Source organism: Promicromonospora iranensis, from assembly GCF_028994775.1.
GTDB classification, from domain to species: domain Bacteria; phylum Actinomycetota; class Actinomycetes; order Actinomycetales; family Cellulomonadaceae; genus Promicromonospora; species Promicromonospora iranensis_A.
Map to the genome: position 1 here is coordinate 382,732 of NZ_JAJQMN010000003.1, position 14,585 is coordinate 397,316.

The 14,585-nt window shown below is 71.1% G+C and carries 14 protein-coding genes; 1 reads left to right on the forward strand and 13 read right to left on the reverse strand.

Annotated elements, in window-relative coordinates:
* Window position 1 precedes the first annotated feature (1 nt).
* The 7 genes from LUU90_RS07145 to LUU90_RS07175 form a co-directional block, all read right to left on the reverse strand.
* Entirely contained in the window at window positions 2-829 is an 828-nt protein-coding gene (locus LUU90_RS07145) for an MBL fold metallo-hydrolase (RefSeq protein ID WP_275002661.1), read from the reverse strand.
* The gene (gene murI, locus LUU90_RS07150) at window positions 829-1,632 is read right to left on the reverse strand and encodes a glutamate racemase (protein WP_275002662.1); all 804 of its coding nucleotides are present in this window, start codon (window positions 1,630-1,632) and stop codon (window positions 829-831) included. Before murI ends, LUU90_RS07145 begins: the two co-directional genes overlap by 1 nt.
* A 101-nt stretch (window positions 1,633-1,733) precedes the next feature.
* Window positions 1,734-2,504 (reverse strand): DUF2017 family protein, encoded by a 771-nt coding sequence (locus LUU90_RS07155; protein WP_275002663.1) that lies wholly within the window; start codon window positions 2,502-2,504, stop codon window positions 1,734-1,736.
* The gene (gene clpS / locus LUU90_RS07160) at window positions 2,501-2,809 is read right to left on the reverse strand and encodes an ATP-dependent Clp protease adapter ClpS (protein WP_275002759.1); all 309 of its coding nucleotides are present in this window, start codon (window positions 2,807-2,809) and stop codon (window positions 2,501-2,503) included. The genes LUU90_RS07155 and clpS overlap by 4 nt, the downstream gene beginning before the upstream one ends.
* A gap of 127 nt (window positions 2,810-2,936) precedes the next feature.
* On the reverse strand, window positions 2,937-4,385 hold the full coding sequence (locus LUU90_RS07165; RefSeq protein ID WP_275002664.1) for a nicotinate phosphoribosyltransferase: 1,449 nt from the start codon (window positions 4,383-4,385) through the stop codon (window positions 2,937-2,939).
* An 86-nt stretch (window positions 4,386-4,471) separates the two neighbouring features.
* Window positions 4,472-6,280, reverse strand: a complete 1,809-nt coding sequence (locus LUU90_RS07170; protein ID WP_275002665.1) for a DEAD/DEAH box helicase — start codon at window positions 6,278-6,280, stop codon at window positions 4,472-4,474.
* Window positions 6,277-6,579 (reverse strand): DUF3039 domain-containing protein, encoded by a 303-nt coding sequence (locus LUU90_RS07175; RefSeq protein ID WP_275002666.1) that lies wholly within the window; start codon window positions 6,577-6,579, stop codon window positions 6,277-6,279. Before LUU90_RS07175 ends, LUU90_RS07170 begins: the two co-directional genes overlap by 4 nt.
* A gap of 136 nt (window positions 6,580-6,715) precedes the next feature.
* Between LUU90_RS07175 and LUU90_RS07180 the strand changes: the two genes are divergently transcribed.
* Window positions 6,716-8,104, forward strand: a complete 1,389-nt coding sequence (locus tag LUU90_RS07180) for an AAA family ATPase (RefSeq protein WP_275002667.1) — start codon at window positions 6,716-6,718, stop codon at window positions 8,102-8,104.
* A 16-nt stretch (window positions 8,105-8,120) separates the two neighbouring features.
* Here LUU90_RS07180 and nagB read toward each other — a convergent pair whose 3' ends face one another.
* From nagB to LUU90_RS07210, 6 genes are all read right to left on the reverse strand, one after another.
* Window positions 8,121-8,900, reverse strand: coding sequence for a glucosamine-6-phosphate deaminase (gene nagB, locus LUU90_RS07185; RefSeq protein WP_275002668.1), 780 nt, complete (start codon window positions 8,898-8,900; stop codon window positions 8,121-8,123).
* Complete coding sequence (locus LUU90_RS07190) at window positions 8,900-9,964, reverse strand: ROK family protein (RefSeq protein ID WP_275002669.1); 1,065 nt, start codon at window positions 9,962-9,964, stop codon at window positions 8,900-8,902. Before LUU90_RS07190 ends, nagB begins: the two co-directional genes overlap by 1 nt.
* Window positions 9,964-10,815: a carbohydrate ABC transporter permease gene (locus tag LUU90_RS07195; RefSeq protein WP_275002670.1), complete on the reverse strand. Its 852-nt coding sequence runs from the start codon at window positions 10,813-10,815 to the stop codon at window positions 9,964-9,966. The genes LUU90_RS07190 and LUU90_RS07195 overlap by 1 nt, the downstream gene beginning before the upstream one ends.
* Window positions 10,812-11,765, reverse strand: coding sequence for a carbohydrate ABC transporter permease (locus LUU90_RS07200; protein ID WP_275002671.1), 954 nt, complete (start codon window positions 11,763-11,765; stop codon window positions 10,812-10,814). Before LUU90_RS07200 ends, LUU90_RS07195 begins: the two co-directional genes overlap by 4 nt.
* A gap of 112 nt (window positions 11,766-11,877) precedes the next feature.
* Complete coding sequence (locus tag LUU90_RS07205; protein WP_275002672.1) at window positions 11,878-13,170, reverse strand: extracellular solute-binding protein; 1,293 nt, start codon at window positions 13,168-13,170, stop codon at window positions 11,878-11,880.
* Between the two features lie 105 nt (window positions 13,171-13,275).
* On the reverse strand, window positions 13,276-14,427 hold the full coding sequence (locus LUU90_RS07210; RefSeq protein ID WP_275002673.1) for an ROK family transcriptional regulator: 1,152 nt from the start codon (window positions 14,425-14,427) through the stop codon (window positions 13,276-13,278).
* Window positions 14,428-14,585: the final 158 nt, after the last annotated feature.

Genomic DNA, 14,585 nt, shown 5'->3' on the forward strand with positions numbered 1-14,585 from the left:
GTCACAGCTCGTAGACGGTGCCCGGCTCCGCGACATCGACCGGGCCGGCGAACGAGCCGCGCGCCTCGGTCAGGGACTCCGCGGGATCGTTCCAGACGGGCAGGTGCGTGAGCAGCAGACGGCGGGCGCCGGCGTCGGTCGCCACCTGACCCGCTCGGCGGCCGGTGAGGTGGATGCCCGGTTCGACGCCGTCGTCGCGGCCCTCGAGGAACGCGGCCTCGCTGAGCAGCAGGTCGGCGTCGCGCGCCAGCTCGACGACCGACGGGCACGCGTCGGTGTCCCCGGTGTACGCCAGCGTCGTCGTGCCGCCCGACGCGGACGGGCCGGTCAGGCGCACGCCGTAGGTCTCGACCGGGTGGAACACCCGGTGCGGCTCGATGGTCAGCGGCCCGATCCGGACCGACGGGTGCTCCGCCCACGACCGGAAGTCGAAGTCGTTCTCCATGGATTCGCCCTCGCTCAGCCCGTAGGACAGCGCGACGTGCCGCTCCGCCGTCGACGGGCCGAACACGGGCAGGGGCGCGTCCCGGCGACCGGTACGGAGCGAACCGCGCTCGGGGTGGTATCGCAGGTACACGTACAGGCCCGAGAGGTCCGCGCAGTGGTCGGGGTGCAGGTGCGAGATCGACACGGCGTCGAGATCCATCGGGTCCATGAAGCGCTGCAGGGCACCGAACGCGCCGTTGCCCAGGTCGAGCAGCACGTTCCAGTCGCGCGCCTCGTGGCCGGCCGCGGCCGCCTCCGCGGCCGGGACCCGTACCAGGTACGACGACGCGGGCGTCGCCGGCCCCGGGAACGAACCGGAGACCCCGATCGGGATCAGGCGCATCAGACGGCCTCCACGAGGGAGACCTCAGGGCCGAGGAACCGGCTCGCGAGCTGCCCGAAGGGCGCCGGGTCGCCGGTGGTCAGGAAGCGGTGCTCGGGAGAGCCGGCGTCGGGCGCGCGCTCCAGGTCGTGCGCGACGAGGGTGCGGTACACGTCCTTCGCGGTCTCGTCGGCGCTGGACACCAGCGTGACCTCCTCACCCATCACGTAGGAGATGGCTCCGGCGAGCAGGGGATAGTGCGTGCAGCCCAGCACGAGCGTGTCGACGCCGGCGGCCTTGACCGGGTCGAGGTACTCGTGCGCGAACTTCTGCACCTCGGGGCCCGAGGTCCTGCCCTCCTCGACGAAGCGTACGAACTCCGGGCAGGCCTGGCTCGTGATGGACAGGCCCGGGGTGACGTGGAAGGCGTCGTCGTACGCCCGTGACTGCACGGTGGTCCGCGTGCCGATGACGCCGATCCGACCGGACCTCGTCGCCGTCACCGCGGCGCGGGCCGCCGGCAGGATGACCTCCACGACGGGGATCCCGTGGCGCTGCGTGTACCGCTCGCGGGCGTCGCGCATCATCGCCGACGACGCCGTGTTGCACGCGATGACCAGCATCTTCACCCCGTCGGCGACGAGCCGGTCCATGGCGTCGAGCGCCATGGCGCGCACGGCGGCGATGGGCTTGGGGCCGTACGGGCTGTTCGCGGTGTCGCCGAGGTACCGGACCTGCTCGTTGGGGAGCTGGTCCAGGATGGCCCGGGCGACCGTGAGGCCGCCGAGACCGGAGTCAAAGATCCCGATGGGCGCGTCGTTCACGGGGTGAAGCCTAGCGACGACAACGTGCGGTCACCCGTGCTCGTGAGCCGCGCCACGCGTGACGCGTGACACGTTACGGCAGGTCAGCGCGCCAGTCCTGGTCACCCAGACCCGGTGGGCGCGCCAGGCGGACGCCGCCCCCGCAGCTCGGAGAGCATCACGTCCATCAGGGTCTCCTGCGCGTAGCCCGCGGCCACGAAAACCCCGGACCAGAAGCGCCGGGCCGCACGGCCGTCCGTCGCGACGGGGATCTCGCGGCCGGCCTGCCGGTCCCACATGATCTCGTCGGTGAGCTGCATGACCTGCTCGTCGGACTTCAGGCCGAGCCGCTCGGCGATCACGAGCCGCACGTCCGTGAGCGCGCCTGCGAACTGCTCGGCGTCCTCACGCGGCACCCGCACCGGCGGCGGAGCACCGTGCCTGCCCAGCGGCGAGGGCGCGTCCTCGCCCGTCGGCAGGTCGAGCAGCGCGGCGAACGCCTCGAGCCGGTCCACCTTCGCCTGGGCCACATCGTTCTGCGTGAGCCGGCGGAACTCGTCGGCCACGTCCGCGTCGTCCTTGCTCGCGTCCGGCAGGAGCCTCCGCGCCGCGGGGTCCGTCGGGATGCGACCCACCCCGGTCACCCCTGTGAGCCGCGCCAGGTCGGCGTCGGTCAGCTCGTCCGGGGCGAGCAGGCCGTTGGCCCATGCCTGCCCCTTGCCCGGTCCGGGATGCGTCGAGAGGCCCGGCACGCCGTCGTCGGGGAAGAGGTCCAGCCCCGCCTCCTCGCGGAGCATGTCCGCGACGTCGCGCGCGACCCGGGCGAGGACGACCCGCTCCACCGGCTCGAACCTGGCCTCGTAACCCCGCCGCATGGCGCGGAACGGTGTCATGCGGCTCCCCGCGCGCCCGACTCCTGCAGCGTCGCCCACAGACCGAACCCGTGCATCGCCTGCACGTCCACCTCCATACGCTCGCGCCCACCGCTGGACACGACGGCACGACCGTTCTTGTGCACCTGAGTCATGAGCCGTTCCGCCTTGACGCGCGAGTACCCGAAGTAGCTCTCGAAGACGTACGTCACGTACGACATCAGGTTCACCGGGTCGTTCCAGACGATCGTCACCCACGGGTCGGCGACCCCCGAGGCGATGTCCGTCTCGGTGTCCTCCTCGACGGCCGTCCCGGCTGACCCCATGGGCGATAGCAGCGGCGGTGGGGAAGAAGTCACAGGTCTCACTCTAGGCGGTTTCGTCCCTGGGCTGGACACCCCTGTCCGAGATTTTCGCGAAGTTGTCGCCGGGCTGTGACCTCCGGCGCAGGGCTCAGTCGAGGAGGTCGTCCAGGCGGAGGTCCACGGTCGGGATCGCGGGGTCACCGTCGGACAGCCGACGGGCGCTGCGCGGCAGCTCGGCGCGCACCATGCCGTGGTTGACCGCCGCGTTCGCGACCCCGTACGGACCCACCCAGCGCGAGTCGACGGCGCCGTCGACGACCATCGGGGCGAGCAGCGGTCGCAGGTCGTCGCTCTGCGGCATCCACTCGGCCACCGCCGTGTCCGGACCGGTCACCATGATCTCCTCGACCGCGTAGCCGTCGCGGCCGTAGCGCCGGGCGGCGGCCTTGCGGCCGCCCACCGACGCCTTGTTCGCGGAGGCCTTCGCCACCGGCTGGAGCACGCCCGACGAGTCGGCGCGGGCCACCAGCTTGTAGACCATGCCGCAGGTCGGCGCACCGGAACCGGTCACCACCGACGTCCCGACGCCGTACACGTCCACGGGCGCGGACGCCAGGGCCGCGATCGCGTACTCGTCGAGGTCGGACGTGACAACGATCTTCGTGTCGCGGGCGCCGAGCTCGTCGAGCTGCCGGCGCACCTCCTGCGCGAGGCCGCCGAGGTCACCGGAGTCGAGGCGCACGGCACCGAGGCCGGTGCCCGCCACCTCGACGGCGGTCGCCACACCCTGCTTCACGTCATACGTGTCGACCAGCAGGGTCGTACCGGGGCCCAGCGACGCGACCTGCGACTCGAACGCGTCCCGTTCGGTGTCGTGCAGCAGCATGAAGGAGTGCGCGGCGGTACCGATGGTGTCCAGCCCGTACCGCATCCCCGCCTCGAGGTTGGACGTGCCGGCGAAACCACCGATGACGGCGGCGCGGGCCGCCGCAACGGCGGCCTGCTCGCTCGCCCGCCGCGAGCCCATCTCCAGCACGGGGCGCCCGCCCGCCGCGCTCGTCATGCGCGACGCCGCCGAGGCCACCGCCGAGTCGTAGTTCAGGATCGACAGGATCAGGGTCTCCAGCAGCACGGCCTCCGCGAAGGTGCCCTCGACCTGCAGCACGGGCGAGCCGGGGAAGAACACCTCACCCTCGACGTACCCCTGGATGGTCCCGGAGAAGCGGTAGTTGGCGAGGTAGTCCAGGGTCCGGCGGTCGACGATGCCGTTCTGCTCGAGGTAGGCCAGCTCCGCGTCCTCGAACACGAAGTGTGGCAGCGCTTCCAGTACGCGACCGGTCCCCGCCAGGACGCCGTAACGGCGGCCTGCGGGCAGGCGGCGCGTGAACACCTCGAACACGCAGTGCCGGTGCGCCGTGCCGTCCGCGAGCGCCGCCTGGAGCATCGTGAGCTCGTAGCGGTCGGTCAGGAGCGCTACCGACGGACGTACCGACGGCAGGGGTGCTGCGGGAAGCGGCCGAGGCTCTTCGACACCGTTGTCGAACGCAGGCCACGAGTCTGTGAGCGAGGCGCCGATGCCCCGGAGCTCGTCGGTCATGCACTCACGGTAGGCCAGTAAACCCACCTCGGCGGTACGAACAGGGCCAAGGTGGCACCTTGTCTCAACATGCGGATCCTCGTTCTCTACTTCTGCCCGACGAACCAGCGTCGGACCTGGGCCACGCGGGCGGCGAGCTGGTCGGCGGTCGCGAGGGGTACCTCCGGCCCGCCGCAGGTACGGCGCAGCTCGTTGTGCACCATGCCGTGCGGCTGGCCGCTCCGCTTGGCCCACGCCGAGACGAGCTTGGACAGCTCCTTGCGCAGCTCGGCCGCACGGCGGTGCTCCTGCTCCGACCGCTCGACCTCCACCTCGCGGGCGGTCGGCGCTCCCCCGCGAGCCTTGAGATGGTCCGCCTGCCGCTGGCGCAGCAGCGTCGCCACCTGGTCGGGCTCCAGCAGGCCGGGCAGGCCGAGGAAGTCCTGCTCCTCCACGGAGCCGAGGTCGGCGCTGGTGCCGAACTCGCCGCCGTCGAAGAGGACACGGTCGAACGACGCCTGGGCGTCCAGCGCCTGGAACGACCCCTGGGTCAGCTCGCTCGACGCCTTCTCCTCCCGGTTGGCCTCCGCGAGGAGCGCGGCCTCCGGGTCGTAGTCGATGCCCTGCTCCTCGGCCGTGCGCGGACGGTCGAGCGCATGGTCGCGCTCCTGCTCCATCGTGCCTGCCAGGTTCAGCAGCGGCGCGACGCTCGGCAGGAAGATCGACGCCGTCTCGCCGCGCTTGCGGGCGCGCACGAACCGGCCGATCGCCTGCGCGAAGTACAGCGGGGTCGAGGCGCTCGTGGCGTACACACCGACGGCGAGGCGCGGCACGTCGACGCCTTCCGACACCATCCGCACCGCCACCATCCAGCGGTCCTCGCTCTGCGCGAACTCCTCGATGCGGCCGGACGCGCCCTCGTCGTCCGACAGGACGACGGTGGGGCGCTTGCCGGTGATCTCGTGCAGGTGCTTGGCGTAGGCGCGGGCGTTGTCCTGGTCGGTGGCGATGACCAGGCCGCCGGCGTCGGGCACCGTGCGGCGCACCTCGGTGAGGCGCTTGTCCGCGGCCGAGAGCACCGACGGGATCCACTGCCCCTCCGGGTCGAGCGCCGTGCGCCACGCCTGGCCGGTCATGTCCTTGGTCATGGCCTCGCCGAGGCGGGCGCTGACCTCGTCACCCATCTTGGTCCGCCAGCGCATGTCGCCCGCGTAGGACATGAACAGCACGGGCCGGACCACGTGGTCGCGCAGGGCCTCGCCGTAACCGTAGGTGTAGTCGGCCTTCGACCGGCGGATGCCCTCGGCGTCGGGCTCGTACTCCACGAACGGGATGGCGGACGTGTCGCTGCGGAACGGGGTGCCGGTGAGCGCCAGCCGGCGGTCCGCCACCTCGAAGGCCTCGCGGACGGCGTCACCCCAGCTCAGCGCGTCACCGCCGTGGTGCACCTCGTCCAGGATCACGAGCGTCGGCGCCGCCTCCGTGCGGGCGCGGTGCAGCGCCGGCTTGGCCGCCACCTGCGCGTAGGTGAGCGCGACGCCGTCGTAGTGCGCGCCGTGCCGGCCCTGCGAGTTCTTGAAGTGCGGGTCGATGCGGATGCCGACACGCGCGGCGGCGTCGGCCCACTGGGTCTTCAGGTGCTCGGTGGGTGCCACGACCGTGACCCGCCGGACCACGCCTTGCTCGAGGAGCTCGGTGGCGATGCGGAGCGCGAACGTCGTCTTGCCCGCGCCCGGGGTGGCGACGGCCAGGAAGTCCCGCGGGTTCTTCTCGCGGTAGAGCTCCAGGGCCTCCGCCTGCCAGGCGCGCAGACTCGACGCCGTGCCCCAGGGGGCGCGGCGTGGAAAGGCAGGGCTGAGCGACGAAGCGGCCGCAGACGACGGTGTGTGGGGCAGCTGCTGCGGCTGGCTCGTCACTTCGAGGAGTCGCCCTCGCCGCCGTCCTGCGGGTCACGGAGACCCTCGTAGATCTCCTTGCACCGGGGACAGACCGGGAACTTGCCCGGGTCCCGGCCCGGGACCCACACCTTGCCGCAGAGCGCGATCACGGGCTTGCCGCTCATGGCGGACTGCATGATCTTCTCCTTGCGCACATAGTGCGCAAAGCGCTCGTGGTCTCCGGGCTCGGTCTCCTCCCGGGTCTCCTCGCGCTCGAGGACGCTCGTACCGCCCTGCGTACTGGGCTCGTCCTGCGGGTTCGAGAGTGGTTCGGTCATGGCGAGAAGTCTACGCGGGACCACCGACAGCCACTCCAGCGGGACACGCCCCGAGGCAGGTCCGGAGGTACGGCGAGAGGACCGAGCCGCGGAAAGCCTTGCGGTGGTGTCGGTGACCACGGCTATAACTGTCTGCATGTCACATCCCCGCCCTGAGAGGAGCCTCACCCTGCCCGACGACGGCGCCGCCTCCGACCTCGCCGACACCCTGGCCACCACCCTGACCGCAGACCTGCCCGAACCCGTCTGGCCCGACTTCGGCGACAACGACGAGGACGCACGCCGCGCGGTGGCCGCCGTCGCCGCCATGCTCGGCCGCACCATCCCCGAACGCCCCAAGGACCCGCGCTCGTCGAGCGAGTGGCTCGCCCGCGCGTGGGACATCGACGAGAGCGTGCTGGTCAACGTCTCGCGCGACATGTCGCGCACCCTGCAGCGGCTGCACGCCTACGCGCTCCAGCGCTGGATCGAGCGCCACCCGGACGACGTCGCCGTGTTCGGCCCGGGCGGAGCGCCCCAGCGGGCGGCGCTCGACCTCGGCAACGGCACCTCCGTGAGCGTGCCCGCCGTGGCCACCGTCCTCTTCCCCGCCGGCTCCGCGTACGAGGCGCCGGTGGCCGTCGAGGTGGCCTACCGGTACGGGACGCCGACGGTCACCGCCTTCACCACGCCGGGCGGTCTGGCACTCGCCGAGCAGGTCCTCGCGGACCTGACCCGCACGCTGGAGGACGAGCACCCCTACCGCGGCGGGGTGCTGTCGGCGCGGGCATCGACCGGCGCCGTCGAGCTGACCCCGGTCAAGCACACCGTGCAGGTGCGCGGCGACGTCGTGCTGCCCGCCGACCTGTGGCACGAGGTCGACCTGTTCTGCTCCAGCGTCACCACGCGCCGGGACGCCCTGCGGGCCCTGGGCCACACGACGTCGCGAGGGCTGCTGCTGGCGGGCAAGCCGGGCGTCGGCAAGACGAAGCTGACCCGGGTGATCGCCACGGAGCTCGCCGGACCACTCACGGTGGTACTCGTCACCGCGGAGGTGCTGCGCACCTGGATGACCGAGCTGTACGAGGAGATCCGCGGCCTGGGCCCGTGCCTCGTCGTGCTCGAGGAGATCGACTCCGTGGCCTCCAAGGGATCACGCGGGGACACGTCGTTCGCCGAGTTCCTCGACGCCCTCGACGGCACCCGCAGCTCGGACGACGTCCTGACCGTTGCCACGACGAACGACCCCGAGGCCCTGGACCCGGCCGTCAAGCGCCCCGGACGGTTCGACACCATCATCGAGGTGCCGCCGCCCGATCTGGCGGGGCGCACCGAGATCCTGCGGCTCTTCCTGCCGCCCGAGACCCCGGTCGACGTCGCCCTGGTGGCCTCGTACCTCGACGGTGCGACGGGCGCCGACCTGCGCGAGGTGGCCCGCCGCTCGATCCTGGAGCACGGCCCCGACGGCCTGACCACCGACCGGGTCACGGACGTGGCGACGTCGGGCCGGTGGAAGCCCGCTCCGGTGGCGGGCAACTACCTGTGACGGTCACGCCCGGCGGTCAGAGTCCCTGCCAGTCCGGCTTGTCGGCGTAGGTCTGCCGGTAGTAGTCGGCGAGCTGCAGGCGGGACGCCGCCGCGTCGTCGACCAGCACGGTGGCGTGCGGGTGCAGCTGCATGATGGTCGCGGGCCACATCGCCGAGATCGGTCCTTCCACCAGCTGGTGCACCGCCTCGGCCTTGGCGCGCCCGGTGGCCAGCAGCACGAGGTGGCGTGCCGACATGATCGTGGCCAGGCCCTGCGTGAGGCAGTGCCGGGGCACGTCGTCGACGGACCCGCCGAAGAACCGCGCGTTGTCCTCGCGGGTCTGTCTCGTCAGGGTCTTGATCCGCGTGCGGGACGCGAGCGACGAGCCCGGTTCGTTGAACGCGATGTGCCCGTCCGTGCCGATGCCGAGGATCTGCAGGTCGACGCCACCGGCGTCCGCGATGCTCGCCTCGTAGGCGGCGCAGGCGGCCGGAAGGTCCGCGGCGAGACCGTCGGGCCCCTGCACCGCACCGGGTGCGAGGTCGACGCGGGAGGCGAACTCCTTCTCGATCACGTTGCGGTACCGCTCCGGGTGGTCGGCGGGCAGCCCCACGTACTCGTCGAGCATGAACGCCCGGGTCCGCGCGAACGAGAGCCCTTCCTTGTGCCGGCGCGCCAGCTCGTCGTACACCGCGAGGGGGGACGACCCGGTGGCGAGCCCCAGGACGGTCTCGGGCCGGGCCCGCAGCAGGCCCTCGATGGCGTCCGCCGCCAGCCGGGCGAGCTCGGCCGAGGGCGCGATCACTACCTCCATCAGCTTCTCCTTCCCAGGACGGCGGCGCCCACCGCCGCGACCGGAACGTGCGTCGGCGCGAGCTGGACCCGGTCCGCCAGCTTGAGCGACCCGAGGAACGGCGAAGCCTTGGCCTGCTCCCGCAGGGCGTCCTGCACCGCGTCCAGCAGCTCCGTGCCCAGCTGCGCCACACCACCGCCGAGCACCACGTGGCGCACGTCGGTGGTCAGCACCAGCAGCCGTACGGCCGACGCCGTCGCGGAGGCGAACCTGTCCTTGACCACTATCGCCTGCTCGTCACCCGCACGCGCCGCCTCGAACAGCTCCACGGGTGACGGCTTGCCGTGCCGGGACGGCCACGCCGCCTCCAGCGCCTTGCCCGACGCGAACCGCTCCAGGCAGCCGCGCTGCCCGCAGGTGCACTCGGGCCCGAGCGGATCCACGGGGATGTGGCCGATCTCGCCGGCCGCGCCGCTCACGCCGCGCCGCAGCTGCCCGTCGAGCACCAGACCGGAGGCGAGCCCGGTGCCCAGCGCGAGGAACGCGAGGTCCTCGTGGTCACGCGCCCCGCCGGCCCGGTCACCCGAGCGCTCCAGCACGTGCGCCGCGCCGACGGCGGCCACGTTGAGGTCGTTCTCGACCACGACCGGCACCCCGCCCAGCTCGGCGGACAGCAGCTCGGCGAGCGGGAGCTCTTCGTCGTGCACGCCGAGGTTGACCGCGTGCTTCACCGTGCCGGACCGGTGGTCGACGATGCCGGGGATACCCAGTCCGACGCCGGCCAGAGCCGCAAGCTCCACCCCGCCCGACGCGACGACGTCCCGCACCGCCCGTGCCGCACCCGTGACGAGCCCGTCGGCGCCGTGCACGGTGGCCCGCCGTACCGTGCCGACCACCTCGCCCTCCGGGTCGAGGAGCGCGCCGAGGATCTTCGTCCCACCGATGTCGAGACCGACCGTGTACTCGGGCACCCGCCCGGACTCGGACCGGGCACTCCCCTTCCCCTTGCCGACCGTTCCCATCCCGACCTTTCCCTTGCTGGACTCGTCCTGGCTGGACGCGCCTGTACCGGACCTGCTGACCATCAGCCCTTCACCGCGCCGGACACCAGACCACCGGTCATCCGGCCCTGCACGATCAGGAAGAAGATCACCGCGGGGATCGCGATGAGCACCGACGCCGCCATGACCGCTCCCCAGTTGGTGGCCTGCGTGGCCTGCACGAACGTACGCAGCCAGAGCGGCAGGGTCATCGCCTCGGGTCGCTGCATGATCACCAGCGCCGTGACGAACTCGTTCCACGCCTGGATGAACGCGAACACGCCGGTGGCGACCAGACCCGGGGCGAGCAGCGGGAAGGTGACCCGCCAGAACGCGCCGGCCCGGGAGCACCCGTCGATCATCGCCGCCTCCTCCAGCTCCTTGGGTACACCGTTGACGAAGCCGCGCAACGTCCAGATGGTGAACGGCAGGACTCCCGCCGCGTACACGAGCGTCAGGCCGATGATCGTGTTGAGCAGCTGCCAGCCGTCGATGATCCGGAACAACGAGATGATCATCGCCTCTCCGGGGATCATCTGGACAACGAGGATCAGGACGATGAACGTCCGGCGGCCCTTGAACTGGAACCGGGTGAGGGCGAGCGCGGCCACGAACCCGACGACCAGGGCGATCACCAGGGTCAGGAACGTGACCCCGATCGAGTTCGCCACGGCGGGCGCGAACGGCGCTCGTGCGTTGAAGATCGCCGCACGGTAGTTGTCCAGCGTGAACACGTCCGGCGTCGGGAAGAACGCGAGGTTCTCGCCCCGGATCCGGTTGTTCGGCAGGAACGACGTGCTGACCATCCAGTACACCGGGAACGCGGAGAACACGAAGACGGCGATGGCCAGGGCACCGAAACCGGTGTCGGCGAGTCGCTTGCGGATCTTGATCACAGCTCTTCCTCCCGCAGCGTGCGCCGCACATAGGGGTAGGCGATGGCCAGCATCACGATCACGAAGATGACGCCGATCGCGCTCGCCAGGCCGTAGTGTCCCTGGGCCATGCCCGTCTGGTAGATGTAGACGCCGATGGTGCTGGTCAGCTCGCGGTCACCGCCGATGTCCTGCAGCACGAAGACCTGCGTGAAGAGCTTCAGGTCCCAGATCATCGACAGCACCACGAGCACCGTGATGATGGTGCGCACGTAGGGCACCTGGATGAGCCGGAAGCGCTGGAACGCGCTCGCGCCGTCGAGCTGAGCGGCCTCGATGACCTCCTCCGGGATCTGCGTCAGGCCCGCGTACAGCGTGAACGCGACGAACGGCACGGCACCCCACACGACGATGCACGCCACGATCACGAAGAAGGACAACGGGTCGAGCAGCCAGGAGTAGCCGAACCACCGGTCCCCGGTGATCGCGGTGAGCAGGTTGTTGATCACGCCGTACTGGGTGTCGAAGAGCCAGCCCCACACCGTGGTCGCGGCCAGCGACGGCATGGCCCAGGCCAGCAGCAGGCCTATCGACATGAGGAGCCGCAGCCCCTTGCCGACCCGCATCATGAGCAGGGCCACGAGCATGCCGAGCGTGATCGTGACGGCCACCAGCACGACCATGAGCACGAAGCTGCGGGCCAGCACGGGCCAGAATCCGTCGACGTCGGTCAGGATCGTCGTGTAGTTGTCGAACCCGACCCACGAGGCGGGCTGGCCCATCAGCTGGGCCCGCTCGTACTCCTGGAACGACATCAGGACCAGGCGAACGAGGGGGAAGCCGGTCAGCACGCCGAGGATGACCATGGCAGCCGAGAGCAGGAGCCACGGCAGGAAGGGCTTCCGGCTCGGCTGCCGGATCTCTTGGCGGGGTGACGTCGGAGGCGCGGGAACGTCCGCGAGAAGGCTCATGTCCGTCTTCCTCAGGGGTCGGGCGAGGGCGCCCCAGCGGGCAGTGGTGTCCCGTCCCGCCCGGGTGTCTGGTGTCGCATCCGGGCGGGACGGGAGGTTGTGCTGACTCGCGTCAGCTGTTGAGGATCTCCTCGATGTCCGCGTCGAGCTTCTCGGCCACGGTCTTCACGTCCTCGCCGGAGGCGATCTTCGTGAAGGCGCTCTGCAGCAGCATCTTGGACTCGACGTCGGCCCACTTCGGGGACGCCGGGGTCAGCTTGGCGTTGGCGGCAGCCTCAGCGGCGGCCTTGCCGATCGACGTCTTCTGGTCGACCTGCTCGAAGAGCGAGGTCTTGGCCGGGAAGAGGCCGATGCCCGCGAGGATCGACTGGTACTCGTCGCTGAGCAGGATCTCGTAGGCGCTCATCGCGAGGTCCGGACGGGCCGACTTCTGCGCGATGGCGATGTTGGAGCCACCGGCGAACACCTGCGCGGCGCCGCCGTCCTTGCCCGGCAGGGCGAGGCCTTCGAGGTCCTTGCCGTACGTCGAGGCGCAGCCCGGGACGCCCTCGGGCTCCTCGGGCTCCTCGGGGGCGTTGATGGACCACTGGATCCAGCTCGGCGCGGAGAGGAAGGCGACCTTGCCCTCGCAGAACGGCACCTGCAGGTCGGTCTCCTGCGCGTCGGACGGGGCGTTGTTGCCCTCGGTCATGATCGTCTGGATCTGCTCGAGGCCGGCGAGCCCGCCCTCGGAGGAGAAGCCGGCGTCCCACGTGCCGTCCTCGGCCTGCTCGGCGATGTAGCCGCCGTTCTCCCAGATGAAGGGCAGGGCGTTGTACCAGTCCTGGCCGGGCCAGTAGACGCCGGACAGGTCGTCGGTACGCAGGTCGACGGCGGTCTCGACGTACTCGTCGAGCGTGGTCGGCACCGGGGTGTCGCCCAGGACCTGCTTGGAGTAGAAGACCACGCGTGAGCCCGAGTAGTACGGCAGGGCGTAGTGCTTGCCCTCCCAGTCACCCGCCTCGACGAAGCCCGGGAGCAGGTCGCTGCCGCCCAGGGTCTCGAACTCGTCGGCGGTGATCTCGCGGAAGTAGCCCGCCGAGGTGAACGCGGCCGCCTGGGTATTGCCGATCTCGACCACGTCGGGGGCGTCCGAGCCGGACAGCGCCGTCGTGTACTTGTCGACCAGGCCGTCCCAGGCCTGCTCCTCGATGACGAGGGTGCTGCCGGGGTTCTCCTCCTCGAAGGTCGTCTTGAGGTAGTCGCGCGCTTCCTCTGGCGTGTCGGTGCCGACGAGCCAGACCCGGACCTCGCCGGGTCCGGTCTCCTCGGCGGTCGCCGCGTCGCCCGCGCTACCGCACGCGCTGAGCGCGAGGGTCAGGGTCATCGCCGACGCCGCGGCGCCGACAAGTCGGTTTCTGTTCACGTGTGAATTCCTCCCGGGATACGACGTTGTGTCGCGGTGGTGCAGGGTGATGGATCGAGTGGAAGCTCGATGGGATGCCCGCCGCCCACACGTGCGCAGTGCTGCTCACGAGACCCCCAGCTGGGCGGAAAGCACGAGGACGGCGGCACCCGCCAGCACCACGTCCTCGTCGAGTGCGGCCATCCGCAGCTGCAGGCCGGAGTTGATGGCCGGCATGGTGCGCTGACGGATGGTGTCCAGCGCGGCCTCGCGCAGGGGGCCGTCGAGCAGGTCGCGTGGACCGCTCAGCAGCACCTCCGTGAGGTTGAGCGCGCTGACGACCGGGGCAAGGGTCACGCCCAGCACCCGGCCTGCCGACGCCAGTGCGGCGTCGGAATCTTCTGTGTTCTTGTCCGCGACCGCGCGCCGCAGCGCCGGCACGGACAGGACGGTCTCGAGGCAGCCGACCCGGCCGCAGGCGCACTCACCGTGGTCGACGACGGTGACGTGGCCGATCTCGCCCGCGGCGTCGCCCTGGCCGTGCACGCGCACGCCGTCGACCACCACGCCCGCACCGACACCGGCACCCACCGTGACCACGAGCATGCCGGAGCTGCCACCGCCGTAGGTGAACTCGCCGAGCGCCGCCGTGTTGGCGTCGTTCGCCACGTGCACGGGCAGGCCCATGCGGTCACCCAGGATCTCGGCGAGCGGCACGTCGTACCAGCCGCGGTTGGGCGCCTCGACGACTCGTCCGTCCAGGTCGATGATGCCGGGCGAGCCGACGCCGACGCCGATCACCGGGTGGTTCGCCGCGGCCACGAGCCGGCGGACGAAGCGGGTGAGCAGGTCGACGAGCTCATCGCCCGTGCGTCCGTCGATGTCGAGCTGGCGGCGCACCACGATCTCGCCGGTGAGGCTGAGGACGGCGCCGCGCATGCGGCCGAACTCCGTGAGGTCGACGGCCACAATCTGGTAGGCGTCCGTGCGCAGGCCCACGAGGATCGCGGGCTTGCCGACGCGCTGGCCGGGTCGCGTGCCGAGCTCCTCCACCAGGCCCTCGGTGATGAGCACCGAGACCAGGTCCGAGATCGTGACGCGGGTGAGCGAGGTCGCTCGTGCGAGGTCGGCCCGGGAGGTGGGCCCCTCGTGGAAGAGGTGCTGGAGCACCAGGGACCGGTTGTGTGCCCTGGCGTGCTCGGGGAGCACCTTGGACGTCGCGCGCAACCGTGCGCCGAGCCCTTGCCCGGTGCCGCTGCGTTCTGTCTGCGTCGCCATGTTTGTTAGTAGACCTCCTTAACAGAGTCGATGTCCATCGCCCGGTATGACCCGTAACAAGACTGTTACCTGGGTCACGTTGGCCCTGACTGATGGATGCACTCCGCCGCCGTATCCGGATTACTTCATGTGCCTGACGAATCTGAGCCTGCCGTACC

Bases quoted from the DNA above. Each gene is read 5' to 3' on its own strand.
- LUU90_RS07145 (WP_275002661.1), bottom strand. From the start codon at position 829: ATGCGCCTGATCCCGATCGGGGTCTCCGGTTCGTTCCCGGGGCCGGCG.
- LUU90_RS07155 (WP_275002663.1), bottom strand. From the start codon at position 2,504: ATGACACCGTTCCGCGCCATGCGGCGGGGTTACGAGGCCAGGTTCGAG.
- clpS (WP_275002759.1), bottom strand. From the start codon at position 2,809: ATGGGGTCAGCCGGGACGGCCGTCGAGGAGGACACCGAGACGGACATC.
- LUU90_RS07165 (WP_275002664.1), bottom strand. From the start codon at position 4,385: ATGACCGACGAGCTCCGGGGCATCGGCGCCTCGCTCACAGACTCGTGG.
- LUU90_RS07175 (WP_275002666.1), bottom strand. From the start codon at position 6,579: ATGACCGAACCACTCTCGAACCCGCAGGACGAGCCCAGTACGCAGGGC.
- LUU90_RS07180 (WP_275002667.1), top strand. From the start codon at position 6,716: ATGTCACATCCCCGCCCTGAGAGGAGCCTCACCCTGCCCGACGACGGC.
- nagB (WP_275002668.1), bottom strand. From the start codon at position 8,900: ATGGAGGTAGTGATCGCGCCCTCGGCCGAGCTCGCCCGGCTGGCGGCG.
- LUU90_RS07190 (WP_275002669.1), bottom strand. From the start codon at position 9,964: ATGGTCAGCAGGTCCGGTACAGGCGCGTCCAGCCAGGACGAGTCCAGC.
- LUU90_RS07200 (WP_275002671.1), bottom strand. From the start codon at position 11,765: ATGAGCCTTCTCGCGGACGTTCCCGCGCCTCCGACGTCACCCCGCCAA.
- LUU90_RS07210 (WP_275002673.1), bottom strand. From the start codon at position 14,427: ATGGCGACGCAGACAGAACGCAGCGGCACCGGGCAAGGGCTCGGCGCA.